The organism is Rhizobium sp. SU303 (assembly GCF_021052345.1).
Classification (GTDB): Bacteria; Pseudomonadota; Alphaproteobacteria; order Rhizobiales; family Rhizobiaceae; genus Rhizobium; species Rhizobium laguerreae.
Window position 1 is genome coordinate 1653371 of the sequence record NZ_CP088095.1, and the last position, 25899, is coordinate 1679269.

At 58.6% G+C, this 25899-nt stretch carries 19 protein-coding genes and 1 tRNA gene; 5 read left to right on the top strand and 15 right to left on the bottom strand.

The features are described from left to right. Positions 1–2: 2 nt before the first annotated feature. The 3 genes from tnpB to RlegSU303_RS08235 form a co-directional block, all read right to left on the bottom strand. On the bottom strand, positions 3–356 hold the full coding sequence (gene tnpB / locus RlegSU303_RS08220) for an IS66 family insertion sequence element accessory protein TnpB (RefSeq protein ID WP_222356307.1): 354 nt from the start codon (positions 354–356) through the stop codon (positions 3–5). After that, a complete protein-coding gene (gene tnpA / locus RlegSU303_RS08225) occupies positions 353–739 on the bottom strand; it encodes an IS66-like element accessory protein TnpA (protein WP_231283601.1) in 387 nt (128 codons plus the stop codon). The genes tnpB and tnpA overlap by 4 nt, the downstream gene beginning before the upstream one ends. A gap of 675 nt (positions 740–1414) precedes the next feature. Then, positions 1415–5281, bottom strand: a complete 3867-nt coding sequence (locus RlegSU303_RS08235) for an SIR2 family protein (protein WP_231283639.1) — start codon at positions 5279–5281, stop codon at positions 1415–1417. Positions 5282–5661: 380 nt separating this feature from the next. Here RlegSU303_RS08235 and RlegSU303_RS08240 point away from each other — a divergent pair, with 380 nt between their 5' ends. The 3 genes from RlegSU303_RS08240 to RlegSU303_RS08250 all read left to right on the top strand — a co-directional run bounded on the left by RlegSU303_RS08240 (position 5662) and on the right by RlegSU303_RS08250 (position 8949). Next, the gene (locus tag RlegSU303_RS08240) at positions 5662–6447 is read left to right on the top strand and encodes a hypothetical protein (RefSeq protein WP_168276297.1); all 786 of its coding nucleotides are present in this window, start codon (positions 5662–5664) and stop codon (positions 6445–6447) included. A 424-nt stretch (positions 6448–6871) separates the two neighbouring features. Next, positions 6872–7093, top strand: a complete 222-nt coding sequence (locus tag RlegSU303_RS08245) for a hypothetical protein (RefSeq protein ID WP_168276293.1) — start codon at positions 6872–6874, stop codon at positions 7091–7093. Between the two features lie 8 nt (positions 7094–7101). Further along, on the top strand, positions 7102–8949 hold the full coding sequence (locus tag RlegSU303_RS08250; protein WP_168276292.1) for a hypothetical protein: 1848 nt from the start codon (positions 7102–7104) through the stop codon (positions 8947–8949). 309 nt (positions 8950–9258) lie between these two features. On the opposite strand, the gene RlegSU303_RS08255 is transcribed toward RlegSU303_RS08250, so the two are convergent. From RlegSU303_RS08255 to RlegSU303_RS08305, 11 genes are all read right to left on the bottom strand, one after another. Further along, on the bottom strand, positions 9259–9942 hold the full coding sequence (locus RlegSU303_RS08255; RefSeq protein ID WP_168276290.1) for a hypothetical protein: 684 nt from the start codon (positions 9940–9942) through the stop codon (positions 9259–9261). Then, positions 9932–10906 carry a hypothetical protein gene (locus RlegSU303_RS08260; RefSeq protein WP_222335555.1) on the bottom strand — a complete coding sequence of 325 codons (975 nt, stop codon included), beginning with the start codon at positions 10904–10906 and terminating at the stop codon, positions 9932–9934. Before RlegSU303_RS08260 ends, RlegSU303_RS08255 begins: the two co-directional genes overlap by 11 nt. Positions 10907–11215: 309 nt before the next feature. Then, entirely contained in the window at positions 11216–12418 is a 1203-nt protein-coding gene (locus RlegSU303_RS08265; protein WP_168276286.1) for an HNH endonuclease, read from the bottom strand. Continuing rightward, positions 12415–12924: a Mov34/MPN/PAD-1 family protein gene (locus tag RlegSU303_RS08270; protein ID WP_222335554.1), complete on the bottom strand. Its 510-nt coding sequence runs from the start codon at positions 12922–12924 to the stop codon at positions 12415–12417. Before RlegSU303_RS08270 ends, RlegSU303_RS08265 begins: the two co-directional genes overlap by 4 nt. Next, positions 12921–14636, bottom strand: a complete 1716-nt coding sequence (locus RlegSU303_RS08275; protein WP_231283640.1) for a ThiF family adenylyltransferase — start codon at positions 14634–14636, stop codon at positions 12921–12923. The genes RlegSU303_RS08270 and RlegSU303_RS08275 overlap by 4 nt, the downstream gene beginning before the upstream one ends. Then, on the bottom strand, positions 14633–15859 hold the full coding sequence (locus RlegSU303_RS08280) for a nucleotidyltransferase domain-containing protein (RefSeq protein WP_205930751.1): 1227 nt from the start codon (positions 15857–15859) through the stop codon (positions 14633–14635). Before RlegSU303_RS08280 ends, RlegSU303_RS08275 begins: the two co-directional genes overlap by 4 nt. Before the next feature lie 223 nt (positions 15860–16082). After that, positions 16083–19898, bottom strand: coding sequence for a vitamin B12-dependent ribonucleotide reductase (locus tag RlegSU303_RS08285; protein WP_017960101.1), 3816 nt, complete (start codon positions 19896–19898; stop codon positions 16083–16085). A 639-nt stretch (positions 19899–20537) separates the two neighbouring features. Next, complete coding sequence (locus RlegSU303_RS08290; RefSeq protein ID WP_017960102.1) at positions 20538–21128, bottom strand: hypothetical protein; 591 nt, start codon at positions 21126–21128, stop codon at positions 20538–20540. A gap of 296 nt (positions 21129–21424) precedes the next feature. Beyond that, positions 21425–21919 (bottom strand): xanthine phosphoribosyltransferase, encoded by a 495-nt coding sequence (gpt, locus tag RlegSU303_RS08295; protein WP_017960103.1) that lies wholly within the window; start codon positions 21917–21919, stop codon positions 21425–21427. A gap of 181 nt (positions 21920–22100) precedes the next feature. Then, complete coding sequence (locus RlegSU303_RS08300; RefSeq protein ID WP_017960105.1) at positions 22101–22943, bottom strand: universal stress protein; 843 nt, start codon at positions 22941–22943, stop codon at positions 22101–22103. Positions 22944–23026: 83 nt separating this feature from the next. Beyond that, positions 23027–23803 carry a competence/damage-inducible protein A gene (locus RlegSU303_RS08305; protein ID WP_017960106.1) on the bottom strand — a complete coding sequence of 259 codons (777 nt, stop codon included), beginning with the start codon at positions 23801–23803 and terminating at the stop codon, positions 23027–23029. A gap of 285 nt (positions 23804–24088) precedes the next feature. On the opposite strand from RlegSU303_RS08305, the gene wrbA reads away from it, so the two are divergent. After that, positions 24089–24685 (top strand): NAD(P)H:quinone oxidoreductase type IV, encoded by a 597-nt coding sequence (gene wrbA, locus RlegSU303_RS08310; RefSeq protein ID WP_017960107.1) that lies wholly within the window; start codon positions 24089–24091, stop codon positions 24683–24685. Between the two features lie 216 nt (positions 24686–24901). Beyond that, a tRNA-Leu gene (locus RlegSU303_RS08315) sits at positions 24902–24986 on the top strand. 387 nt (positions 24987–25373) lie between these two features. Here the strand turns inward: RlegSU303_RS08315 and RlegSU303_RS08320 are convergent. After that, positions 25374–25748 carry a VanZ family protein gene (locus tag RlegSU303_RS08320; protein WP_026158643.1) on the bottom strand — a complete coding sequence of 125 codons (375 nt, stop codon included), beginning with the start codon at positions 25746–25748 and terminating at the stop codon, positions 25374–25376. Positions 25749–25899: the final 151 nt, after the last annotated feature.

The window sequence follows — 25899 nt, forward strand, 5'->3', positions numbered from 1 at the left end:
AGCTATTCGATGGCCTCCGGTGTTCTCGTTTGGACGGCATGAACTCGCCGCCAATCAAGGCCTGCAAACAGGGCCTCGAACTGGGCATGTGTCAGCGTCATCAGGCCATCCTTGATGCCGGGCCAGGTGAACGTGTGCTCTTCCAGCCTTTTGTAGGCCATGACGATCCCAGAGCCATCCCAGTAGATCAGCTTCAACCGGTCCGTCTTACGTGACCGGAACACAAAGACCGTTCCGGTGAACGGGTCCTTGTGCAACTCGTTCTTCACCAGCGCCGCCAATCCGTCATGACCCTTGCGGAAATCCACGGGTTTGGTGGCCACCATGATCCGAACGCGGTTCGATGGAAAGATCATATTGTCGCCGCCAGGGCGCGGGCGATGGCAGCGATCCGGGACGCGGACGCACCTTCCTCCAAGCGGATCGTAACAGTGCCTACGACGATCTCGGGGCGACCAATCGCTTTCGGCGGAGGCACGGAAACTGGCGGATCAACGATCACCGCCGCGAACTCTACCGCATCCTCCGGTGCTGGCAGGATCAGCTTGCCCTGCCGAGCCATCGTCCGCCAGGTGGAAAGGCTGTTGGCTCGCAATCCATAGCGTTGCGCAACTTCATTGACCGTCGTACCAGGCCGCAAACTTTCCGAAACAATCTTCGCCTTGATCTCATCAGGCCAATGTCGGTGAACCTCACGTCCAGGCTTCCTGGTTGTGAGAAACTCCAATGAGGTCTCCATGGAGAAACTCCCGTTCTTCATCCATGAAAACCTCGATCACAGATCAGGCGGAGAAGGACAATGTGGAGACAGAACACCGGTTACGATTCTCATGCTGCTGGATGTCAAGATCCAAGGCATCGGGGGAGCGTTGCCTTTGCCGTCTCGAGATGCACGGGGGCACGAATTGAAGGCATTCGAGGACGCCATCGACGCAGTCGTTTGTGCCTGGGTGGGAGCCTGCGTCACGGGTGGGCGGGCGAGAGCTTTCGGAGACCGAGAGTCGGGCATCTGGGTGCCCGTGCCTGATTGATACGACGCTTATCCTTGGCCTTCGGAGATCCTCCTTGATGACTGTCCAATCAGGGCGGTTCCAGCCGAGCGTGGCTGCAGTATGCTTGTCGTACTCGATGAGGGCGACGTGTTCGAAGCCAGCCCGCCTATCGACATCCCCCCGGCTCCTGCGCAGATCTCGACAACTGTCGGGCGCTCGTGACCTATCGGTAGTTCTCGAAGGTTCGCCTAATCCTCTTTGTGCCCCGGCAGCGCTCGCCCAGTCAGAGCATTGAGCGACTGCAGCCACGGATGCGCCCGGCCGGGATCAATCTCGCCGACGCCGCCTGCAAAGGACAGGGTGCCGTACTCTTGTGCACTGTTGTGTCCGGAACATTCAGCATGTCCACCGTGCGTTCGCGGCTATCGCCGGCCTATGGCGGTATCACGCGGCCTTGGGCCACCGCCGTCCGGTGCCCTCAATTCAACGGTTTTGTCGTTGACGACACGCATGAGAGAGGGGCGCCCAATCGCCCGCCGGAGCTGCATCAGGCGCCCATCGGCACTGACGCGCGGAATGCGGCCGAGCTGATCGAGAACATCGCCCATGTTATACGGCCAGCGGCTCACGTCCGCGGGAAGCAGCCGTTGAAGCACGTCAAGGAGCGCTTCCGGATACTTCTCGATGATCCCGCCGGTTTCAGAGGGGCTCAATGTGTACGCGTCGAAATTGTCGCACGGCACGAGCCTTCCCAGCACCAGGGCGGCCAAATCCGGAAAAAGATCGCCGGTCTTGAACAAGAATGAGCTGAGCGCGCGGGATACTTCCGCCGATTTGAGCGACTTCTGTAGGGGCCACACCTCCCGGAAGAACAGAACTGTCTTGTCGCGCGATACTGCACCTCTTTGAAGCCGACGTCCGAAGTTCCACAGGACCTGCACCCCAAAAGCCGTTCCGCCCTCGATGATCGCCTCGCGGAATTGCGCGTCGGAGAAAGGGGGGCGCTTCCATTCCGACCATTGAACCCAGGAGTACAGGAGGATGTCCGCGAGACTGTCAGTGATAGGTTTGCGCCGAGACCCTGCCGATACCCTCCGGACCATTGGGCCCACCATCCTGCGAAGCAGTGCTGGATGAGGCACCTTGCTAGCCCATAGGAAGCCATCCCAAAACGCGTCCCCGTCAGGACCTTCGGATATCATGCTGGGCGTCAGAGCCGCCTCTGCCCATTTGGCATCTATGTACCAAAATGCCGCGAAGTGGAATGCTGCGAATACAAGTGCCTGCCGCCTCAGGTCGCCCGGAAGAGAAAGAAGAGTGTCCATCTCGGTTTTCCAGCTCGCGTCGAGGCCGGAGTTGCGGGGATGCTTGCCAGCGATTCTCGAGTCCTGCAGAAGTATCTGCGTGAGTTTGCCGATCGGTTTGTTCAGGCCGTCGTCCGCCCAGTTCCGCTCAGAGTACCGCTCGCTGTCCGCGGCGGAGAATTCTTCCGCCGTCGCCAGCGTTTTCGCCCACAGGGCTTTGAAGGTGTCCGGCAGTTCCGCCCGCTTGCGATCAGCGACGCGCTTCATCCAATCAGAGACCGGGTAGAGTATCTGCGACAGATTTTCCGTCGTGAACATGGCAAGCCTCGCGCAGATCAGGCGCAGCATCCTTGCTGTATCTTCTCCCCTCGCTTCCGAGCGAAGGAAGCGGCTCCAGCCTTCGGCGTGAATCCGCCCCTGCCTTACCTCGTAGGACAGTGCTGCAAGCGCTCTGATCGGGCGCTTTTCGACCAATCCCGTGAAAGGCACGTGATGCACATGAGTCCGGTAATCGATTCCTTCGGCGGCATCCGCTCGGGAAAGGATGTCCTTGATTGGAATCTCAGCGAGTTCGCTCGCATCCGTGTCTGACTGGACGGAGAAAACACGCGGCTGGCTGTCCTCGACGGCGTCTTCGATATCGGGGAGGTTGCCTCCGAGCCGGGAGGATAGCTCGGCGATCTTTGCGTTCACGTCGAGGGCGAATTGCACGCCGTTTGCGACGAGCCAGCGCAGCCGTTCGACAAGAGCCATATCGGTGTATTGCTCGGCTCGGCCTGTGTTCTCCCATGGGAATCTCGTGGAAATCAATTTGCGCTCGACCTCAAGCCGCGAGGGACGTGGAAGGTCTTTCCACCGGCATCGAATACTCATAAGGAGATCGCGCTGGTGCAGGCTGCCCCAGAAGGCCTTGTCCGAAAGTTCAAGCAGCACAGATGCTGCCTCGTCAGCCGTGGTGACCGTCGGCTGACCGGCCGCCCAGATGCGCAGGCGGGCGAAGATGCCGTCGTCATCTCTGCTCCACGTTAGGAATTCTGCGTGCGCGGCAGCGGGATCGCCGGCAGCCAGACGTGTTGTCAGCCGCTGCATCTCCAGGACAAGGCCCACCATTCCGTGTCCGTGGACGTCCAGTGGCTGCCCATCTTCTTCGTAGGTGGTCGGCAGGTAGATCCAATCGCTCTGACGGACTTCTGCCTCAAGCGATTTTGCGTATTCCAGACTTTCGCGAATCCTTGCGACGGCCCCCTGCAGCATGTCGGCCGGAATTTCCATCTCGACATGTGGTCTCGGATATTCGATTTTTAGAGAGAAGACTGCTTCGTTTCCGGAAGCCGCATGTGCCCTAAACGGTGGCTCCACTTCGAGCCGGGGACGACGCGTATCAACCAGTCTTCGCACCAGATCGTCGGTCCAACCCAGTTTCTTCGCCTCAGCCGAGATAGCGAGCGCGACCTGATCTGCCGAGACGCGACGGTCTGACCAAGATCTCAAAAGATATCGCCACCCTCGTGCGATTTCTTCTGGGAATCTTTCGGCGTCGTGGTCAAGCGCTGAAGCGAGCAACGTCTTCGCTCGAGGGTGGAGGTCGCGCTGCCTTACTGCCCACGCAAACGCGTCGGACTGGTGTGACACCCGCGCGAGCCAGACAGCGAGCAGCTCGATGCGGGTAGGAAGCGGACCCGCCTGGGCAGCCCAGTCGCCGTAAAAGATCTCCGATCGGCCCGTCGCAAGTACGGAATCCATCGGTTGTAGATCGAAACCGCCCCAACTCTCTTGTGGGATTTCTCGCGGCCTAGTGATGTAGGAGAATTCGTCCTCGTTTGGATTCGGAGGCGGCGGAGGGGTGTCATTGTCGAGTCCGAACCGATCGAAGGGATCCAGGCCGCCTTCCGATGAGTCAGAATTCTTTTCAGGCGCCCGGTATCGTTCCCTCGCATCGATGACCTGGAGCCACGCGCTTGGAAGGCCGCCCTCAGCGAGCTGGACCGTGCGGCGTACTCCTTCCACGGACGACAGCACATGAGCGACCTGACCCCGCTCGTGAGGTTGCAGCGCCGCTGGGCCCCGGGTGGCATTTGCGAGAACTGCGTCGTGCCATCCGTCGATATCGTTCGCGCGCTGTGCCCATGCCTCCAGAGTGGACCACATGGCCGTGTATCCGTCCGCGGGATCGAAAGCCATCGCGTGGACGCCTTTGTTTTCCCAGAGCGACGCAGCAACGAAGCTATCACCAGGCTGAAACGCATACATCCGTCCGACCGCGTGAGGTGCTCCCTTCAGCGCCTCAAGAAGGTATTGCACCGGAGGGTCGTCCGCCGAATACCCAAGGAACACGATGCTGAACCGAGAAAGGAGCGACTGGATGAATCGGGCCGCCCAGCCGTCAGCGAGGTAGGCACGGCCGAAGTCGCCGCTCGAGAGCACGAACCCTTCCTCGTCAGACCCCATATAGGCGGAATCGACACGTCCGTGCAGATGGATCACGCCGTTCAGCTCGGCTCGTTTTGGATCGGGAAGGTGAGCCGGTCCTAGCGAGGTGATGTTGGGATCGCAGTCTTCGAACAACCTGTCGAAGTTTGTCGTGATCAGTCTCACAACACCTGTCTTCCGACCAGCCAGATCCAGCACGACTTCATGTGCTGAACGGTCCGCTCCATCCCGAGGTTTCAAAGCCGCGGCCACCGCGGCGTGGATATCAGCGGTGTCGAATTCGCGCTCCAGGAGAGAAAAGATCCGGTCGGTCGCCACGTAGCTTCCGATGCCCTGGATTGGATCCAGTGATGTGGCGCGGTCAAGCAGCTTCCGCGCCGGGCTGCCTCCTGCGGGACCAAGCCGGTCCATCACCTTCCGGGCCAACTGGGTGAAGTTCGAAAGCCCCGCCCGGGCCTGCGACACACCGGCGCCGCAGAAGAACACCACCTCGCTCCGGTCTCGGGCGAGCAGAAGATCATCAGGAATCGATGGGCCGTGCGCGACGAATCTCATTCGCTAGATAAAGCAAGGGTTGCGTCGATTGTCGAGGTCGGTCCTCGGTGGACCACAGCCCCCGAGCTCTGCGTGGACTGTCGGATTTATCTCATCCGCCGGCGGCTCGTGACATGCGCGTCGCGTGCGGGGAAGATCAGCTACCACTATGTCCAGTCGCAGATGCCAGTTGCACGATACAACGGGAATGGCGAAATTGTAACGCCCGAGTGCCTCCCCGACCTCCGGTCAATTCAATTTTGACTTGCATTCGGCGCTGGTTAATATTCTATGTAACTATAGTATCGCATGGTCGAAGGGGGCGTTCCGTGAGATATTACCGAGGAGTGAAGTCAGCATCAGCGGTCCTTCTCTCGTTGTTGACTGGCTGCGGGCTGTACGTGCCAGAGAAAGACCTTTTTCGTGAGAATACCAAAAGCAGCGAGAACAATATGTCGCTGCAAGGTCGTGTAGAGGCAAACATACTTGCAAACATCAGATGCGAAGTAACCAAAGGTCTTTTCCGTGCCGTTGCTAACCATCAGGTCCCGTGGCTAGCGGGTTGGGGGGTGACAATCTCCCTCAACCTCACCTGGGAGGAGCAATCCAATATCAGCCCCGGCCTGAGCTATTCTGATTCCATCGGGGCTTCGAGCCTCTTCAATGTTGGCGGAGGTATCTCTGGCTCTGCACATGCGACGAGAACGGAGGCAATTACCCTGACTTGGGACAATGCTGTCCTTCTTAAGGAGGCTATCGCAACGCACAAGACGGATCCGGCGTTGGACTGCAGCGTTACCGAAAAAGGCGTTACGGTCGAAAGCAATCTCAAGATCGACGAATTCATCTTCGACAAGGCCTCGATTGCGGCAACACCTACTTCCACCACGCGCGGTTTCCAGTATGCGCCTTTCAGCACGTTTCAGGAAACACTCACTTTCGTGGTGGCCTTCAGTGGTGGCATCACCCCAACGTGGAAATTGAAGAAGTTCACCGTCAATCCTGACGGCTCGTTCTTCGGAGCAACGAGGACAAAGACGAGCAATATCATAGTGACGCTGGGACCGATCGCAGCTCCTGCGACAGCCGCTGGCATGGCGGAGCTGGGACTGCAGGCCCAGGTCCAACATCAGGCGGCGCTGCTCGGCGGAAGTACGGCATCGGCAATATTAAGTCAGTCACCATAACCGGGGAGGACTCAACGTGGCAGGCAATCAAGACGAGGCAACCGAGCCGGAAGGCAAGAAGCCGACTGTCGACACGAGCGTGTTTGTAAACTTCAAGGGCACCGAGTTTTTCCCATTGAACACTGCGGGCTCCGGTGAGAATCCATGTTCCGGAAAAACTAATGGAACGTCCTGCGGGCATGGATGCATCTGCTCAGTGCCATTACACCCTCCTGAAACTGCAGGAGATGGGAATTACCTTGGACCAGTAGCGTGGGCCGATCTACTGGTACAAGCACGACGAGACCCGCGGCTTCACGCCTGTGGAGGGGGAGAACAATCATTGCATATTTCGATGAAATTCATTGAAATATGCAGTGTGAAATGTTGACAAGATATCCCGCCGCCTACAATCATCGCGCGATGATGAATTCGCGAGACGAGAATGGAAAGTAAGAGAGAGAAATTCGTGAAGCTGGCGGAGGGTAGGACGCAGTCTGCTCTCGATGCCATTCGCAAGATCGGCAACCTTTCGAACCGTCGAGCCTATGACTTCGATGACGGGGACGTGAAAAAGATCGTCAAGGCACTCCGCGATGCCGCATCCGAACTCGAACGCAAGTTCGGCACCTCGGGCGCGTCCGAGAAGGACGTTTTCAAACTGTAGGATTCACCATGAGCTATGAGCGCCTGACGATCGAAGACGACAGGTTCCTGATCAATCGAATGATCGGGCAGGCTCCGCGTCACACTGTTGTCCGGGAGTTCTTCATGAACGCCCAGGAGAGCGCTTCGCTTGCTTCAGACGGACGGCGTATTGTCCGCATCTATCCCACGCTCATCGACGGCGTCCGAAAACTCACATTCTGGAATACCGGACCGGGTATGGATGCGAGCGAGCTCCGGAGGGCGACGAACATATCGGCTTCGATCAACAAGCAGATGTCGCTCAAGGGCAACTTCGGGATCGGGGCCAAGGTGTCCGGCCTCACGGTTTCTCCCGCTGGCATACGCTACCGCTCGTGCAAGAACGGTCTCGTCCACCAGGTCACGATCGGTTACGACGAAGAAGCTGAGACCTTCGTCCGCTTCACCTACGACATCGAGGGAAGGCAGGAGGCCGTCTTCGATGTCGGCTACGCGTTGCGCCACACCGTAGACCTGTCGTCCGACTGGACCGAGGTCGTCCTAATGGGCGAGGACGATGACCACGACACGGTCGCAGAACCAGTAGGCAAGGGTATCAGGGCCGACCGGAGTTATGTCGCTACGCAGATCTTCCGGCGTTTCGCCGAGTTTCGCCCCGGCGTTAAGGTTGCGATCGACGTGTCGATGACAAAAGGCGGCGGCAAGGACGAAACGGGAAGGACTCGGACGCTCAAGACGTTGCAGGAGGTCGTTCCAGCGCTTCCGAAGGCGGAAATCGTCTCGTGCCCTGAAACCGGGGTCAGGATCCAGTACATCCACGATCCCAAGCATCAGAGTTACAGTCACTCCATCAGCGCTTTGAACAATCCTACGACGTCTTCGACGACGTTCTGCGCACTCGTGCACAAGGGAGAGCGCTACGACTTCCGGACTGGTAAGAAGTGGTCCGCGGTCGCGCCAAACTACGGCGTTCCCTTCGGTTCAACCGTCCTCACTGTCGAGATCTATCTTCCGGACGACGACGCGCTCCCAAACCAATACCGTGATGCGCTCACGACGGTCGAGGAGCGGAGTCCCATTTCCACGGACGACTATGCGGGTAGGGTGCGGGAGCTCATGCCGGAGTGGGTGAAGGACGTTATTCGGGAAGCTCACCCGCCGCGCGACGAGAACCTCGACGATCTGCAGAAGGACCTTCAGAAACTCCTGGACGAGTTCCGTCTTCCGACGACCACATATGTCAAATCATTAAAGGCTCCTGATCGCACGGACGACAGCGATCTCGGTCTCGATGAGGCACGCCCGGCAGCCGTCGAACCCATCGATGACGAAGAAGATCGGTTCCTCCGCGGAGAAAGAAGTGGCGGGCAGCGAGCGACGGAGAAGAAGGTCCGCAAGGCGCCCGAAGGCGCTAGGCTTTCTAGGGAGGCTCAGGCTTTGGAAAGAGCGCCTACGATCGAAATCCTGGATGACCCGACAGAAATCGACGAAAAACAGATGAAGGGGCGCGCTGGGCGCTATTACAAGGATGCGCAGACCTTGTTCATCAATGGTCTTTATTCCGCAGTCGAAAGGATGACGGCGGAGCTCGAAGTCCTCTTCGCTGGACAGATGGAAGCTGAGGAGTTGCGCAGCATCATTCTGCGGGCAGCTCAGCGTTCGATGGCTTTCCGGGTGGGTAAGGCGACGTGCTTCGCAATCAGCAAAAGGCTGGTAGACGGATGGTCGCTTGAAGACCTTGATCGCGCCACATCGCCGGAGTCGCTATCCCTTTCTGCCGACGACTATCGGCAGAGCATGGGCGCAGCGCGGAAATGGATTGGCGCCGAACTCAAGATTCAGGGGCTCGCAATGGAAGAGATCGAGACCGTCTAAGGTGAAATCATGAGATGGGTTCTCGGGATTCATGCTGCATGGACAGCGCAGCGGCCAAGGGGAATCTGGATTCACATCGCCGGAGTGCCTCATTGATGAGTTTCCCGGCGGATCACGCAAGCCGGGACTATTTCGGAGATCGACGCACATTCACGAAAACACGAAAACACGGAGGGAACATCCGGGTTCGCCACTACGATAGTGTCTTTGCACTTCAAGCCGACCAAGTGGGGCTTCGCACGTCACAGCGGAGTCGCAAACATCCCCGCTGCGCTAGTGTTCTCGCCAGTAGAGATGGCTCGCGAGCTTTTAGATGGGAGAGTATGCCGGCGGCTGCGGTCTCGGCATGGGCGGTCTTGATCTAATCAGGGCGGGTACGAAGAAGTTCACACCTTGTCCGTGCTCTGCCTCTAGGTATTCAATTATTCTGGCCGTGATCTGAGCAGTGAGTGCATCGGACTTTTCTAATCCGAAAGCGGCTTGGATCACGCTCCCATTGATATCTCTTGTTTGGAGCTCGTCTTCGAGCCTCTTTCTCGCGTCTATCGATGCCGCCGGAACCACGATGGCCCAGGACTTGGGTGTGAATTCCCTTAGCCGGTCCAAGTTCGCAGCTACTCCGGCGGGTTTTTCAATCGATGATGTCACCGCGAAAGCGTAGTCGGGCTTTTGTGGGTGAAGATCGTTATACTGAGCTGCGAGATCGACAAACCAGTCGCCGTTCGCAGTCTGTCGTTCGATATTCCAGAAACACGAGATCGTAACCTTTGCCTTCCGCTCCGAAAGGAGATCGATAAAGCCTCCGGCAATCAAGTCGATGTCCTCCGGAGTGGCTGCGACGAGAATATGTTTACCTTCAATATCCGTTTCGTCGGTGATTACCAGCTTTACAAGCGCTCTGCCAAGTTCGCGAGCGACGCCTGGTACGTCACCAACAGACGACTTAACGAGGTTATGAACCTGTATCCGTGCCGGTATTTTTTCAAAGGCCATTCGCATTACTCACATCATCCAAGATCCCGCGGGCCAGATTCCAAACATCATCAAAGCACTGAGGGGGCTTCTTCACTAGCTCTCTGACAAAGATATCACCTGTGATGTCGCCTAAGACAACATGCAAATCGACCGGCACCCTTTCTTCTACGATGGCACGAACGCGCCCCTTATCAACGAAGAATTCCACGCCCTGCAAGTCATAGAGTATCTCCAGAGCCTCGCCGGTGATTTCCTCATCAGTCCACCTTGCGATTCTCGCAACTACACCATCTGCACTGGCCATCACCCAGGCGAAGCGATAGCTTTTGGCAGATTCCATAGCATTGAACACCCCCGTGAATGACCGGAATGCATTGAATGCCTTCGTTCGCTTGTCGTCGAAAACGAGGAAGGACTCAAAACCCCGGTCCGAGAGCGCGTCCTTCCAGTCTCCCCCAAAGAGGGCAGCAGCCTCTTCAAGAATACCCGGACGAACCTGTTCCAACGCAGCTATGGTGATCGTGGTGGGGAAGGGGCTGACGACGACGCGAGAAAGCGTTTCGGGGCGCTCATCAAGTACGCGTCGATGCTGAGTGGTAGAGACAACCAGTGTGTATTCTGCCTCCTTTCCCAGCCGACCGTCGAGGGCTATCTGCTTCGCAAAATTCCTCCCCACTGGCCTTTTACCAGTCAACCACTCAACGTCCTTGCCAGACTTCATTTCAAACCAGCGGATTCTTCCATCCTCGGAAATAGCGAAGTCATCTATGAACGATAGCACTTGCGCCGAGACAGCACCGCCGGAGGGGCCCTTGTCGCCCTTTACGACCGCGCTGCAAATACGCAGCAATTCATACGCCGCGGCACGCACCTCGAATATGAAGCCATCGCGAGAGGATCTTCCTCCAACGTTCTTGTTGGACAGGTACGCAAGATCTAGCTCGCTGACGTGGTCTCGAATCTCTTCTGGGTGGAAATACATCAACTGCCTTCGTTCGCCGATATGAATGTTTGTTAAAAGTCGCTTGCTTGAAGCTGCGCCGCGTCCATTCTTTGTGACGAGGGTGCCGCCCGAATCGATTGGCTTATGTCATGGGGCCGTATCGGAATCCTTTAGAAATGGTTGACCCTAAAATCAGGGTTACCGAGTCCATAAGAGCTGCGATGGAGCTGGCCAACGATTGGAACGCGTCTCGGAGCACTCCGGAAGCGACCCTGCGATGGACACGTTCCGTTAGGAGCCTTGCATCTCTGCGAGCTATCCAGGAAGAAGCGTCGCAGAGCCACGGCATCATCCTCCGTGGACGATGTCGATGGTCGGTCTGGATCCACCAAGTGCTCTGTTATGGTCGTAGATGCGCATCGGGAGATTTGCCTTCGGCATCCATACGCGGCCGAGCTCTATAGCCGCCGAAAGGGGAATGGCGGGAAACACATGTATGAGTTCGGCATCCGTATGGCGGTTCGCGATAGTCTCAAGAACCCTCCGGACTTCTCGGCGCCAGAGCGCCAGATCATCAGGCGTTCTCATAATGTCGTTGTGCGCTCCCTCCGCAGATAACGACCAGATGGATACGTCCGCCCCGAGCACGGCGGTGACACGATCATCGTCGACAGAGGCGCTCACGCCAAGTTTCAGGACAACCTGCTTACCACTCGACTTCGGCTGCTGGAACTCGAGCGAGAGAGCGGGTTCGGCAACGTCCCAAGCCCACCCTTTCGGCTCCCGCAGAAGCTGTCGAACATGTGCCTCCGAGATGTCGGAGATGAGCCGTCCAAGCTCGATCAGCAGCGGCATGGGCGCGAGGCCGAAGACTACGAGACGGTTAATTTCGCCACGCTCGAGACGACCTCTCACTCTCTGAAGAAACTTGTCGCGAAGAGTTTTCTGGTGAAGAGGCCAGTAGCTTGGGTCATGGTCGGGAATCCCGAGGTCCGGAATGTCCAGATCGATCATCCCGTCATGCGACGGGTAGAAGGTGGGAAGAAGCGCGCTTTTTATCGCATCGACGTTTACAGGAGACTCGTTGCTGCCGATTCCGGCCGCGTATCTGATCACGTGGCATGAGGCGTCAAGGAGGATCGAGGTCACTGTTTCGATCCTGCTCTCGTGGTCGGCCTTCATCTTTCGAAGCAGCTCGACAGGATATTCATGCCACGTCGAGCGGCCGTCGATCAGTCGATGATGGGTGTCGCATAGAAGCATCAAATTTGATGGGTCCTTGGCGAGAGCCGGGGACAGGACCGGGTCGCCGCGCGGGCCGCCGGGAGCGTCGGAAATAATGTGTGCGATGTACGCCGTGTTGAGATTCGACTTGCCGGAAGTTAAATCGCCGATGAGCGGCTTGTTGCAGAACGCGCATCTTCCCGCGGAACGTCCCCAGATGATCGCCTTCACGTTTGGGGGAATGCTTTCCCGGCGACGCGCACCCGATCGTTTGTCCGCCGAGCTTCCGTCCGGGTCATCCAGTTCAAGCGAGGTGTCGTCACTCATCTTTTGATCTCAACCTTGTCAGAAGTCCCATTATTGACTCCCAATTGCTGCGTTATCTGGACGGGCTCCGGTGCCAGGCCGTATTGATGGAAGGTGGCAGTCGCTACAAACTCGCCGGGAACATCTGACCTTACGACGAGGAGCACGGCGAACGGGATGTCCCGCTCCCCGTTCACCAAGTCCTCCATCGACTCCAGGTCCGTCATGCTTGGAAAGATCGGTAGGCGAGGGTGTGAATGCCATTCGCCGATGTAGTTGTAAGTCTCGTAGTCGTATCCGGTCCTCTCGAAGAATGCGTCTAGGAAGGCATTATGAAAGACGTGGTCCCGGACGAAATGTGCGCGTTCGCCCGTCAGTTCATCGACGGAAAAATCGACGATTTCGAATTGTCCGGGCACGATCTGCCGTGCCATCAGGATGCCGCCGATCTCACGGTCGGCTGCACGAACCAGCATGGTCTTCATCGTTTCCACGATCCCACCGGGAAGGATCAACTGCACGGTCACGATGGATTCTCGTCGAGGAGTTCGGACATCAGGGTTGCGATATCTTGGTCGTCATGTTCGGAAGCCGGCTCTTCCCAAGTCCCGGTTGGTTGCAGGTCGACGGGCCAGGTGTCGAAGGCAGCCTCGAATATCCATGCTCTCTTCAACCCGATGGCATAGGCGGAATGAGGGAAGGTTGTTTCCCCGCCTTGAAGAATGTCTAGGGCGAGCCGTGTTGCATGAGCGGCGATGACAGAGACATCGGCGTCGTCAGCGATGAACGGCGGTTCTTCGCCGCGGTTCATCTCATAGGCGTTTCGGGTCTCCGACTGCCAGGGAGTCTCATGGTCGTCACACCAAGTCGCGATCTGGTTCCTTGTCGCCAGCGGAGGGGGATCTATATCCGGCCGTGCCCTTGCAATGATCCCGCCGATCCCGCCGCCGAAAACCGAGGCCCAGATCATCGGCTTCCGGTGCCGCCTTGCCGCGCCCGCGCACAGATTGAAGGATGTCGGGTTCGCTGTCACATCGACGATAAGATCGCATTCGCCGATCGATTCGAGCGTGGATTCCATCCCAAGGGCGGAGGTCTGGCTGCCAAGCGCAACGCGGCGCGTGTCAATTTCGGTGTCGGTCACGATCTGGCCGATCCTGTCGGCCAAAGCGTCCACCTTGTGCCAACCGATCGCCCAGGCATCGAGTTCGTTCCGCACTAGGTTGCCCGTCAGGAAGATGTCTTCATCGACCAGGAGAAACTTCCTGACACCAGCGCGCGCAAGAGACGCTGCGACCTTGGATCCGATGGAACCACAGCCTACAATGGCAACACGATTGCGGGACACACTTTCGCGGTTTGAGGCGGAGCGCCGCGCCAGTTCCTCTTCCTCGACGATCCGATACGGAACAAGAAACGGATGGCCGGCTTTGCTGCGAACTATATCGAAGACGGTCTTCCGCCCGCTCTTTTCGAGGACGATAATGAACGGCCATTCTGGCCTTTCAAGAAGCGAGGCCAGTTCTGGCACGCGTTTGGCGAGGTCGTTGAATTCGCCCCCTACATGCAATGCTAGCACGCTCATGTCTTGCGCCGTTCGCAAAATGAAGCCGGTCCGTCTCCCAGGTGCATTCGGTGCTGGCTGGGGCGATATCCAAACCTCGTTGCCCTGTGCACCGATCGATCTCAGGTGCGCCACCCGTTGCGTTCTGCGCGCGGTAATCGTCAGGGATATCTCCAATACCGCCTCTGGGAGTTGTCCGTCGAGCGAAGCCCATGCACCCTCCGGAACCATCAGGCGCCAGGTCTCGAAGCGCAGTTCCCCGGCAAGCGACGAACGGTGTTCCGACGGCACAGCGGCGGCCTCTCCGTCGGAAGGGCGCTCGCCAGCAATCAGACCGTGGGCGCTTTCCACCATCATCGCGCCGGTGACAGAGGGATCCCAATTGTCAGGGCGCCACTGGAGGCAAAGTTCGCCCCCGGGACCATACTGATGGTCGGAGAGCCTTAGCTCGCCGTGCGGCAAGACAATCGGCGGGGTGTCAGGGAACGTCGTTGGATAGATCACTACCAGCGGGAATTTCTCCCCGCCATGCACAATCTCCACGTCCACGCAGAGCTGGAAATTGGCGAGGTGTCTGATGCGCACGCTCGTCAGCCAGTCATGTTCCTCCTGGAGGGCGACGAACGCTGCCTTCTCCGCTCTCGCCCTGCCCTGATCCGCCCACCACCAGATCATGCGTAGCCCTTAGGCGTCGTCGGTCGTCGGTCGGCATTCGCGAAGCTGGGTGCAGCGACAGTTCCTGCGCCCACCGCGGACGCGCCTGTCGCTGCACGCAGCAGGCGTGACCCTCCGGTGAGCCGGTCAACGGCGCCAGTCGCGGCCCGGTATCCCATTCTCTGATAGACGGCGTCGCTCATATCCTTGTAGGTCGTGGCCAGAGCTGCCGCCCTGAAGTCTGCGCGTGCCTGGCGTAGCCAGTCGAAGAATGCTTCTGCCTTCTGTGGCTCACGTTCCCACTTGTCGGCGAAGTTCTCGAAGGGGTCAGTGGGGTTCGCTATGATGTACTTCCGGCCGTCACGGACGATGAACTGATCCATGCGATCTAGGATCGCGAAAAGGGCGCTGGAGATCGTATCCTGGTTCTCGTACGCATGAGCCGCAAGCGTGGTTATGATGATAGAGATCGGCCGCATATCCAGATCGCGGGCGAACATGTTATCCCTGTGACGCTTGAGGATCATGATTGCCGACTGAAGAGGTGTCTTCACTTTAAAGTCCGGCAGATCTTCCACACTCGCGCGAAAGCCTTGCTTCTGCATGGTCTCCAGTATCGCCCGCTTGCGGCGCTCGAACACCACTGCTTGTCGGGAAGCGAACCAGTTGGAATACCCCTTGGGATTGGAGCGCGGCCAGTCCTCCGAGAGCACCCAATAGTTCGGCTCCCGCTTGTCCGTGATTGAGATTGCGGTCGATGCCCACCGCGTGTCGAGCATCCGAGCTTCGAGAAGGCTCCGCTGCTGCTCAGTGTTCGGAACGGCCGGAACCACGTCCATGTGGAACTGAGCGCCATCGGCATAGTCCAGAACCCAGCAGCGATTACCTTCCCGAACGGGTTTCTCCATGCCCTTGGCATCGTGATAGGCCTTGATCTCGACGCCGAGCATAGCCTTCAGTTGTTGCTGGGTCTTGTCGCGTTTGGTCAGAGAGCGAAGCTCCACGACCGAGTCGACATCATATTCTTCCGCATCAGTATGCGGGCGGATTGCAGTTCCAAGTCGGAACGACCCTTGGCAGTAGACCTGCGGGTCGTATCGACGGACGGTGCTTTCAGGACGATGAAGCCATTCGCCGAGTGAGGTGTAGCTCGTCTGCGCCTGCTCATATCTGTGTTCCGGAACCTCAAGCTCTTTCACCAGAGCTTCGAGGAATGCCTCGATGGTATTCACATGCATGTTCATGACTGGGAGACCTCATGGGTACGCGTGAAATAGGTGACCTGATTCCAACTATGCCGTTTGTTTCTTGATTTGTTCCTTCTGGCATTTTCCGGGCACTGGAAAGTGCCCGGAACCGTGACTATATGGCGTTGGCCAGTTTTGTGGCCGTGAATGGCCAGTTTTAGAGGTATTTGGCCAGAATTAGCGTCGATTTCTCATCTGCGCGATGGAACTCAGAGAGTCTTTAGCTGCACCCGCTCGTAGCACCACACGTGTCGCACTTCTCACAAGTCCCATTCCGCACCATCGTGAAGTTCTGGCACTCCGAGCACATGTTGCCGGTATAGCCCTGCATGATCGAGCGCTGGCGGCGTTCGGCTTCCCGCTTCTTGGCTTCGGATTTCGCCGTTGCCGCGTCGGCTGCCGCCTTGTCGGAGAACAGGGCCGTTGCGTCGCTGGTGAGTTCCTCGGTTACCTCTTCGGCGATCTCTTCCGCCAGCTCCTTGGCGCGCTCCTCGTAGTCGCGCTTGAAGGCGACGATTTCGGAGGTGGAGATGGCAACCGTCGGCTCCAGCTTGCGGGCAGCCGCGCCTGCAAAGGCAGTCACGGTGCCGGTGGAGGCGGCGCGGGCAGGGGCGGCGGTCGCCGCACCCTTGGGTTCGCCTGCCTGGCGTTCGCCGCCGGTGCCGGACACCAGTGTCGGCTTGTAGCCGCGGGTCCAGCCGGTGGAGAGCAGGTTGGTCTTGCCTTCCTGGATGCCCTTGCCGAGCGCGGTGTTCGAGAAGTCCGACGTATCGACATGCGCCAGGTCATGGCGGCCGAGATAAGAGACGGCAAGCTCGCGGAAGACATAGTCGAGGATCGAGGTGGCGTTCTTGATCGCGTCATTGCCGATGACCATGCCGGCCGGCTCGAACTTGGTGAAGGTGAAGGCCTCGACATATTCCTCGAGCGGCACGCCATATTGCAGGCCGAGCGAGATGGCGATGGCGAAATTGTTCATCATCGCACGGAAGGCAGCGCCTTCCTTGTGCATGTCGATGAAGATCTCGCCGATCCGGCCGTCGCCGAATTCGCCGGTGCGGAGATAGACCTTATGTCCGCCGACGGCGGCCTTCTGGGTATAGCCCTGGCGGCGGTTCGGCAGCTTCTCGCGTTCGCGCGAAACTCGTTCGATCACCCGTTCGATGATCTTCTCGGTGACGGTGACGGCCTGGGCGGCCAGCGGCGCCTGCAGCAGTTCCTCCAGCGCATCCTCGTCGTCCTCGTCCTCGATCAGCGAGGAATTGAGCGGCTGCGACAGCTTCGAGCCGTCGCGATAGAGCGCATTGGCCTTGAGGCCAAGCTTCCAGGACAGCATGTAGGCGTTCTTGCAATCCTCGACGGTCGCCTCGTTCGGCATGTTGATCGTCTTGGAAATCGCGCCGGAGATGAACGGCTGGGCAGCCGCCATCATGCGGATGTGGCTTTCCACAGAGAGGTAACGCTTGCCGATCTTGCCGCAGGGATTGGCGCAATCGAAGACCGGCAGGTGTTCATTCTTGAGGAAGGGCGCGCCTTCCAGCGTCATCGCACCGCAGACATGGATGTTGGCGGCTTCGATGTCCTTCTTCGAGAAGCCGATATGGTCGAGCAGGCTGAAGCTCATATCGGCGAGCTGTTCGTCGGAAACCTTCAGCGTCTCCTTCAGGAAGTCGGCGCCGAGCGTCCACTGGTTGAAGACGAACTTGATGTCGAAGGCGCTCTTCAGCGCGGCGTTGACGGCTTCGACCTTCTCGTCGGTGAAGCCCTTGGTCTTCAGCGACGACGGATTGACGGCCGGCGCCTGGTTCAGGTTGCCGTGGCCGACGGCATAGGCCTCGATCTCGGCGATCTGGCTTTCCGAATAGCCGAGCGTGCGCAGCGCGTCGGGCACGGCGCGGTTGATGATCTTGAAGTAGCCGCCGCCGGCAAGCTTCTTGAATTTGACGAGGGCAAAGTCGGGCTCGATGCCCGTGGTGTCGCAATCCATGACGAGACCGATCGTGCCGGTGGGCGCGATGACCGAGACCTGGGCATTGCGGTAGCCATGCTGTTCACCAAGCTCGAGCGCCTTGTCCCAGGCCGATTTGGCGTGGGCGACGAGATCCTGGTCCGGGTTTTCCGAATGGATCAGGGCGACCGGATTGATCGACAGCGCTTCATAGCCGGAGCTCTCGCCATGCGCCGCACGGCGATGGTTGCGAATGACCTTGAGCATGCTCTCGCGGTTCGGCGCGAAGTTCGGGAACGGGCCGAGCTCGGCAGCCATTTCGGCCGAGGTCGCATAGCAGATGCCGGTCATGATCGCGGTCAGCGAGCCTGCGATGGCGCGGGCTTCAGCGGAGTCGTAGGGAATGCCTGACGACATCAGCAGGCCGCCGATATTGGCGTAGCCGAGGCCGAGCGTGCGGTATTCGTAGGAGAGTTCGGCAATGCGCTTCGACGGGAACTGCGCCATCATCACCGAGACTTCGAGCACGACGGTCCACAGGCGAACCGCGTGTTCGTAATCGGCGATGTTGATGCGCTTGGTAGCCTTGTCCTTGAACTGCAGCAGGTTCAGCGAGGCAAGGTTGCAGGCCGTGTCGTCGAGAAACATGTATTCCGAGCACGGGTTCGAGCCGCGGATCGGGCCGCCGGCCGGCGAAGTGTGCCAGTCGTTCATCGTCGTGTTGAAATGGATGCCGGGATCGGCCGAGGCCCAGGCGGCATAGGAAATGGTTTCCCAGAGATCGCGGGCCTTCAGCGTCTTCATCACCCGGCCGTCCTTGCGGGCGGTCAGGTTCCATTCGCCATCATTCTCGACGGCGCGCAGGAAGTCGTCCTTGATCGAGACGGAATTGTTGGAGTTCTGGCCGGATACCGTGAGGTAGGCTTCCGAATCCCAATCCGTGTCGTAGGTCTTGAATTGGAGATCCTTGTAGCCCTGGCGGGCGAACTGGATGACGCGCTGGACGTAGTTCTCCGGAACCTGGTCCTTCTTGGCGGCGCGGATTTCGCGCTTCAGGGCAGGGTTCTTGTTGGGATCGTAGCAATCACCATTGTCGCCGCCTTCGCAATTGAAGCAGGCCTTCATGATCGCCTTCAGATGCTTGGCGACAACCTTCGAGCCGGTCACGAGAGCCGCAACCTTCTGCTCTTCCTTGACCTTCCAGTTGATGTATTCCTCGATATCGGGATGGTCGATGTCGACGACCACCATCTTGGCGGCGCGGCGCGTCGTGCCGCCCGATTTGATGGCGCCGGCCGCACGGTCGCCGATCTTCAGGAAGCTCATCAGGCCGGAGGAGCGGCCGCCGCCGGAAAGCTTTTCGCCTTCGCCGCGCAGCATCGAGAAGTTGGAGCCGGTGCCGGAGCCGTATTTGAACAGGCGCGCTTCACGCACCCAGAGGTCCATGATGCCGCCTTCGTTGACGAGATCGTCCTCGACCGACTGGATGAAGCAGGCATGCGGCTGCGGGTGTTCGTAGGCCGACTTGGATTTGGTCAGCTTGCCGGTGAAGGGATCGACGTAGAAATGACCCTGGCCGGGACCATCGATGCCGTAGGCCCAGTGCAGGCCGGTGTTGAACCACTGCGGCGAGTTCGGGGCGACGCGCTGGGTGGCGAGCATATAGGCAAGCTCGTCCTTGAAGGCCGATGCATCTTCCTCGGAGGAGAAATAGCCGCCCTTCCAGCCCCAATAGGTCCAGGTGCCGGCAAGACGATCGAAGACCTGGCGCGCATCGATTTCCGAGCCGGTCTGCTCGTCCTTCGGCAGGTTCTTCAGCGCAGCATCGTCGGGAACGGAGCGCCACAGGAAGGAAGGAACGTCGTTTTCCTCGACCTTCTTCAGCCTGGTGGGAACGCCGGCCTTGCGGAAATACTTCTGCGCCAGCACGTCGGTCGCGACCTGGGAGAACTGCGCGGGAACGTCGATGTTCTCGAGGCGGAACACGACCGAACCGTCAGGGTTCTTGATCTCGCTCGTCGCCTTGCGGAATTCGATATCCGCATAGGCGCCTTGGCCGGCCTTCGTGAAACGACGTTCGATGCGCATGGTCTTGACCTCGTGTTGGCACCCGGTCCCCACGACCTCAGGCGCAAAATTCCTATCCGGCGGCACTTTGTCGTCGTGCAGCCAGTCTCGTTTCCGTATTGTGACAGGGGTGTCATCCGGAGATGTCCTTCCTGTATCTTGTGGTGATGGTGGCTGCAAACACTAAATATAGTATTAACAGCTTATTATCGCCAGCCCCAATGTCACTTTTTTTGGAGGCTGAAAACCGCGCAGAAATCCTGTCTGGCCTGGACCGTTCTCGGTCCATCGCCCTGATTCCGCGTCCTAATTTTCAAAAGGGAACCGGGCTCGTTACCTCCGGTCCTGTCGCCGCCGCAACATCAGGATCAGTAAAGTTTGAAACAGCTGATTCCGTCAAGGGCTGGCTTTTAATTCATTGCTAACCACAACATGTTGTGGATGCGCCTGTGGAGATTGGGGAAAGCCGGGGAGCGCTGAAATTACAATGGCTTGCAGGCGTTGCCGGCTAAGGAAAACCTTAGAATGGCAAAAAAGCGTCGTGCGGCAAATCTTGTGATGGCATTTCCGGCGCAAATCGGCATGCCGATTCGCCGGTGAAATCCGCGCTCCTAAAGCGCGTCCTTATCGCAAAACCGCAAACTTTTGCGCGACATGCTGTTAGAGCGCATCGATGGCGATGGTGACGATGGCGACGCCGATTGGCCTGTTCTCTTTGTCCATGACAACGAAGCTCGCCTGCGTCTCGAGATTCTGGGTGGATTCATTGCGTTCCGCCCGGTCGATGAAGATCTCGCGGGAGCCGTTGGCGAAGGTTCTAAGGTATTTCTCCTCGTCGCCCTGCCAGAAGTCGGCGGTGATGGTGCTCTGCCCGACATTCAGCCCATGCGAGTCCGTGACGAAAAATTCGAGAATCGCGCCCTGCGAGGCGTCCTGTTTTTCCCTCAGGTAATGCGACACGGATTTGTCGAGCAGCAGCTTGACCATCTGCAGGTGGTGCTGATCGACCTCCGACCGGTAGGTTTCGTCGAGCACTCGCATATCCATTTCGCTGACATTGCCGAATTTTGCGTTCTGCTCGGCGATGGCTTTCAGCACCAACGGCGTTTCCACTATCGGCCGGATCCGCTTCTCGACATAGTCCCGCACGAGGGGAATATAGGCAGGCTCAGCGCGGACAGGCGCCAGCGGCAACAGAAAGGCCGCCAGGCCGGCAGTCACAACCGCTCTTACATACCCCCACCGCGCCATCTTGTTTCCTTGTACCGTATCGATCATTGCACGCTTTAAGCGCAATTTGACACGATTCGCACGCCCTGCAGCGCCGCGCGTCTTTTCAAGAGCCGCAAAGGACGCTGTATCACTTTGAATTGCTGCATAATTTCATCCTTCAATCGATTCCGATTGAAGGAATTAGGCCGCAGTCTATGAGCAAAAGATAAAATAGATGTGCAGATCCCGATAGCGGATTCAGGAAACCTCGCCGACAAAATCTGGAACAATTTCAAGTGGTAAATATGAGGGTGGCGCGCTTTGATTGGTGGCGATCAGCCGGCACCCTTGGCGATCGGCTCCTGATAGGTGAAGCCCATGTCCCACGGGAAGTAGATCCAGGTATCCTGGCTGACCTCGGTGATGAAGGTATCGACGGTCGGCACGCCCTTCGGCTTGGCGTAGACGCAGGCGAAATGTGCTCTCGGCAGCATGGTGCGCACCTGTGCGGCGGTCTTGCCGGTGTCGGTCAGATCGTCGATGACCAGCACGGTTTCGCCGCCATTCTCCATAAGTTCGGGCGCTATTCCCTTGAGCAGCACCATGTCGCCCTGGTTCACATAGTCATGATAGGACGCGACGCAGACGGTCTCGATCAGCCGGATGTTCAGCTCGCGCGAGATGATCGCAGCCGGAACGAGGCCGCCGCGGGTGATGCAAACGATCGCCTTGAACGTCTGATTCAAGCCGGCAAGCCGCCAGGCAAGGGCGCGCGCATCGCGGTGGAACTGATCCCAGGAAACGGGAAAGGCTTTATCGGGAAGGGACATCGGGCTGCTCCGCGGCATGAAAAAACGACACGCCGTTTGCCGGCGACCGGATGGGCTTGAAGCGGCGATTGGCAAAACGCAAATCGCGCAGCCGGAACTGCGCGAGATGGGGCCGAGGCTCGAAGCTGTCATCGGTCGCCGCAATTAGCGGGATTTGCCGGCAAAAGGCAAGAGCAGCCAATCAACGCGATAACAGGGTGAGCGCCGTCATCGATTGCAGCAAGGTCTTGGTCGTGCCGCCGAAGATCATCTGCCAGAGCCAGGAATGCGTATAGGCGCCCATGACGAGAAGATCGATGCTGCTGTCCGAAAGCCGGTTCTCGATGACATGCGATGCGCTCTTATCCACACTCTGGGCCGTCGAAAGCGTCGCCTTGACGCCATGACGCGCAAGCGTCGCGGCGATGTCGGCGCCAGCGGTCAGCGGCGATTGCAGCGCCGTGTCGGCCGGATCGACCGAAAAGATCTCCACCTCGTCGGCGGCTTTGAGGATCGGCAGTGCGTCGAAGGTTGCGCGCGCCACCTCTTTCGATCCGTTCCAGGCGATCAGCACGCGCTTGATCGGCTTCGGCTGGCGAATGATATAGGGGATCATCAGCACCGGCCGTCCGGTTTCGAAAAGGAAACTGTCGACGTCGACGTGGCTGTCGGAAGGTCTGGCCGGGTCGGCCTGCGAGGCGATCAGGAGATCGGCGCTGCGCGCACTTTCGATCAGCGGTGCGGAGCCGTATCCGGTTGATGTGGCAAAGCTGCGCCATTCGAAGGAGGCGCCAGCCGCCTCCACTTTCGCCCTGAAGATACGCTCAACCGCAATCGTTTCGCTATGCGCCATGTCCTGCAGCGCCTGCACGGCAACGGGATCGGGGATTTCCATCGGCGCGACCAGCGGCACGGCGGAAATGATTTCGGCATGCAAGCCGATCACATGGGCGCCGCTTTCAGCGGCGATGGCAAAGGCGAAATCGGCAACCGCAGCACTATTGTCTGATGTATCAAGAATGGCGAGAATGGTTTTGTAAGACATATCAATTCTCCTTGCGCTGAAATGGCTTGCGCGAGGGAAGGAATGCGCCGGACCGTTCTCCTGTTCCAGTTCCGGCTTTGCCCTCAAGCCTCGGCAGAATGGTTTTCGGCGATGTCCCTTCTTTGGCGGATGGCGTCGATCATCGCCTGCACCTCGGCGCCGGCCGCATCGATTGCCGCCTGCGAGCGGCCGCGCACGACGATCTCGGTCGAAAATTTCTGGCCAATATAGCGCGGGTAGGAGCCGATGCTGGTTTCCGGATGTGCTTTCTGGATCGCGGTCAAGGGCGTGCCGATCTCGCCTTCTCCGTAAGGGCAGGCGATGGCGAGCGAGAGCACCGGCGTGCCGGTTCGAAGCGTCGGCAGCACATTGTCGACCATTGCCTGGAAGACCTGCGGCACGCCGGCCATGACGTAGACGTTGCCGATGATGAAGCCGGGCGCCGTCGAGACCGGATTGGGAATATGGGCAGCCCCGCGCGGCATGCGCGCCATGCGCTGGCGCGCCTCGGTAAATTCCATCTCGCGGCGCCGGTACATCTCGGCAAGCAGCGTCATTGCTGTTTCGTCGTATTCGCAGGGCACGCCGAAAGCCTTGGAGATCGCATCGGCAGTGATGTCGTCATGCGTCGGCCCGATGCCGCCCGAGGTGAAGACGTAATCATATTTGCCGCGAAGCGCGTTCAGCGCCTCGACAATCGCGTCCTCGTCGTCGGCGACGATGCGCACTTCCTTGAGGTCGATGCCGGAAAGCGTCAGCAAATCGGCGAGATGGCCGATATTTTTATCCTTGGTACGGCCGGAGAGAAGTTCGTCGCCGATGGCGAGCATGGCGGCGGTGACGACGATGTCTTGGCTCATGGGATGTTCCGTGATGTGAGGCTGGGGAATAGGTAGCGCCGTTCGCTCGCTTTGCAAACCCAGAGCATGACGCCGAAAAGTGCAGCCGGTTTTCGGACGACATCATGCGCTAACTCTTTAACTCGGGCGATGCGTCATTTTTGCCGAAATGAAAACCGCAAGCGAATTTTCGTCTCCGGGTGGTGAACACTGAGTTCTTTAGCACGGGGCTTTGTTCAAACAGGCGCGCTGATAGAAATCGCGTCGGACACGAAATTCAACCCGATGTTTCAAGGAAGATAGAAGATGGCGAAGGTTCTCGTCCTTTATTATTCGGCTTACGGTCATATCGAAACCATGGCCTATGCGGTTGCCGAAGGCGCGAAGTCGGTCGGCGCCGAGGTCACCGTCAAGCGCGTTCCGGAACTGGTTCCGGAAGACGTCGCCAAGGCTTCCTATTACAAGGTCGACCAGGCGGCTCCGATTGCCACCGTCGACGAACTGGCGGACTATGACGCGATCATCGTCGGCGCCGGCACCCGCTTCGGCACGGTCGCCTCGCAGATGCGCAATTTCTGGGATCAGACGGGCGGCCTCTGGTTCGCCGGCAAACTCGTCGGCAAGCTCGGTTCGGTCTTCACCTCTTCGGCCACCCAGCACGGCGGCCAGGAATCGACCATCCTCGGCTTCATCCCGACCTTCCTGCACCAGGGCATGGTCGTTGCCGGCCTGCCTTATGCCTTCCAGGGCCAGATGGGCACCGAGGAAGTCAAGGGCGGCTCGCCTTACGGCGCCTCCACCATCACCAACGGCGACGGCTCGCGCCAGCCTTCCGAGATCGAGCTGGAAGGCGCGAAATACCAGGGCGCCCACGTTGCCAAGCTTGCTGCCAAGCTCGCCTGATCTTTGATGCTGAAATAATGAAGGCGCGGCGGGCATGGGCTCGCCGCGCCTTTTCTGTTTTTTCCTGCGACAGACTGGGCAGCGTTCATCGGCGAGGGCTCTCGGGAGGGAAATGCCTGGCCGATCATTCGTCAGTGCTGCAGCAAAACAAGCATGATTTTTACGCCTTGCGGCTCTTCCCATCGCCCATGACGCAAGATATTGAAAATGCCGCAAGCGGGCGTGGCGAAACTGGTAGACGCAAGGGACTTAAAATCCCTCGGCCTTGGCTGTACGGGTTCGACCCCCGTCGCCCGCACCACCTTCATAATCCTGTTTGAATAGGCCTGTATTGAATCTGCTTGTATTTTGTGCATAAAAGCAAGTTATCGCTTGACAAAGGAATTTCCGGCGTAACGATTGCGCCGCGACAGTTGAGTAAGGGTTGTCTTGTGGGAGTAAGACGATGGTTTACGATTGGAGTGGGACTAAGGTTCGGCGCATCCGCATCTTCAAGACCAGTGTCGCACTTGTTCTGGGGACTGCGATAGCCGCGATACCACTGTTCTTCTGGGCAATGCATTTGCAGGGTTTCTAGAGCGTCCTTAGCGCGTCTAAGATGACGCGCTAAGGACGCTCTATCACTTTCGATCTGGACAGATCCCGAATTCGATTTTCGGGATTATGTGCGGTCTGTTCCTGATAGTGATCATCGCTCTGTGAGCGGAAGCGCGTTTGGCGCTTTGGTCTCGCGCCACCTGTTGATCAGCCAGCCAGCCAGCAGCCCGAGGGCTGCGCCGGCGGCCTTGATGCCGGCATCGTGCAGGCGCGGATGTCGTGTTGGTGCGAAATATTGCAGATATTCGATGGCGACTGCACCGGCAATCAGCAGCACCGCCACCATCTTCCACTGTTTGGGATAGGCGAGCGCGAAGGCGAGGCCGACGAGAACATAGGCGCCCCCGCGGTCGGTATCGACCGTCGTGACCGTTTCCGGCCTCAGCCCGATTGGCGAAACCGTGACGAAGAGGATGAGGGCGAGCAGCAGCCAGGCGAGCGGCCTTGCAAATTTGAAGATCATCATGGCTTGATATTAGTGGCTTGGTTTTTCATTAACAGTAAAAATCAGTTCATCTGCCGCCGATTTCGCAAGTGGCTTAGAAAGGCTTTCCCGGGAGCGAACCGGAAATGGCCGAAACGGGCTTTCTTTTGCCGGTCGGCCTATGCCATAGCGG

What these genes read in the sequence shown, in the direction of transcription:
- RlegSU303_RS08275 (WP_231283640.1), bottom strand. Translation starts at nt 14,636, where the DNA reads ATGATCTGGTGGTGGGCGGATCAGGGCAGGGCGAGAGCGGAGAAGGCA.
- RlegSU303_RS08285 (WP_017960101.1), bottom strand. Translation starts at nt 19,898, where the DNA reads ATGCGCATCGAACGTCGTTTCACGAAGGCCGGCCAAGGCGCCTATGCG.
- RlegSU303_RS08290 (WP_017960102.1), bottom strand. Translation starts at nt 21,128, where the DNA reads ATGGCGCGGTGGGGGTATGTAAGAGCGGTTGTGACTGCCGGCCTGGCG.
- RlegSU303_RS08245 (WP_168276293.1), top strand. Translation starts at nt 6,872, where the DNA reads ATGGAAAGTAAGAGAGAGAAATTCGTGAAGCTGGCGGAGGGTAGGACG.
- RlegSU303_RS08300 (WP_017960105.1), bottom strand. Translation starts at nt 22,943, where the DNA reads ATGTCTTACAAAACCATTCTCGCCATTCTTGATACATCAGACAATAGT.
- tnpA (WP_231283601.1), bottom strand. Translation starts at nt 739, where the DNA reads ATGGAGACCTCATTGGAGTTTCTCACAACCAGGAAGCCTGGACGTGAG.
- wrbA (WP_017960107.1), top strand. Translation starts at nt 24,089, where the DNA reads ATGGCGAAGGTTCTCGTCCTTTATTATTCGGCTTACGGTCATATCGAA.
- RlegSU303_RS08255 (WP_168276290.1), bottom strand. Translation starts at nt 9,942, where the DNA reads ATGGCCTTTGAAAAAATACCGGCACGGATACAGGTTCATAACCTCGTT.
- RlegSU303_RS08265 (WP_168276286.1), bottom strand. Translation starts at nt 12,418, where the DNA reads ATGAGTGACGACACCTCGCTTGAACTGGATGACCCGGACGGAAGCTCG.
- RlegSU303_RS08320 (WP_026158643.1), bottom strand. Translation starts at nt 25,748, where the DNA reads ATGATGATCTTCAAATTTGCAAGGCCGCTCGCCTGGCTGCTGCTCGCC.
- RlegSU303_RS08235 (WP_231283639.1), bottom strand. Translation starts at nt 5,281, where the DNA reads ATGAGATTCGTCGCGCACGGCCCATCGATTCCTGATGATCTTCTGCTC.
- RlegSU303_RS08250 (WP_168276292.1), top strand. Translation starts at nt 7,102, where the DNA reads ATGAGCTATGAGCGCCTGACGATCGAAGACGACAGGTTCCTGATCAAT.
- RlegSU303_RS08280 (WP_205930751.1), bottom strand. Translation starts at nt 15,859, where the DNA reads ATGAACATGCATGTGAATACCATCGAGGCATTCCTCGAAGCTCTGGTG.
- tnpB (WP_222356307.1), bottom strand. Translation starts at nt 356, where the DNA reads ATGATCTTTCCATCGAACCGCGTTCGGATCATGGTGGCCACCAAACCC.
- RlegSU303_RS08305 (WP_017960106.1), bottom strand. Translation starts at nt 23,803, where the DNA reads ATGAGCCAAGACATCGTCGTCACCGCCGCCATGCTCGCCATCGGCGAC.
- RlegSU303_RS08260 (WP_222335555.1), bottom strand. Translation starts at nt 10,906, where the DNA reads ATGTATTTCCACCCAGAAGAGATTCGAGACCACGTCAGCGAGCTAGAT.
- gpt (WP_017960103.1), bottom strand. Translation starts at nt 21,919, where the DNA reads ATGTCCCTTCCCGATAAAGCCTTTCCCGTTTCCTGGGATCAGTTCCAC.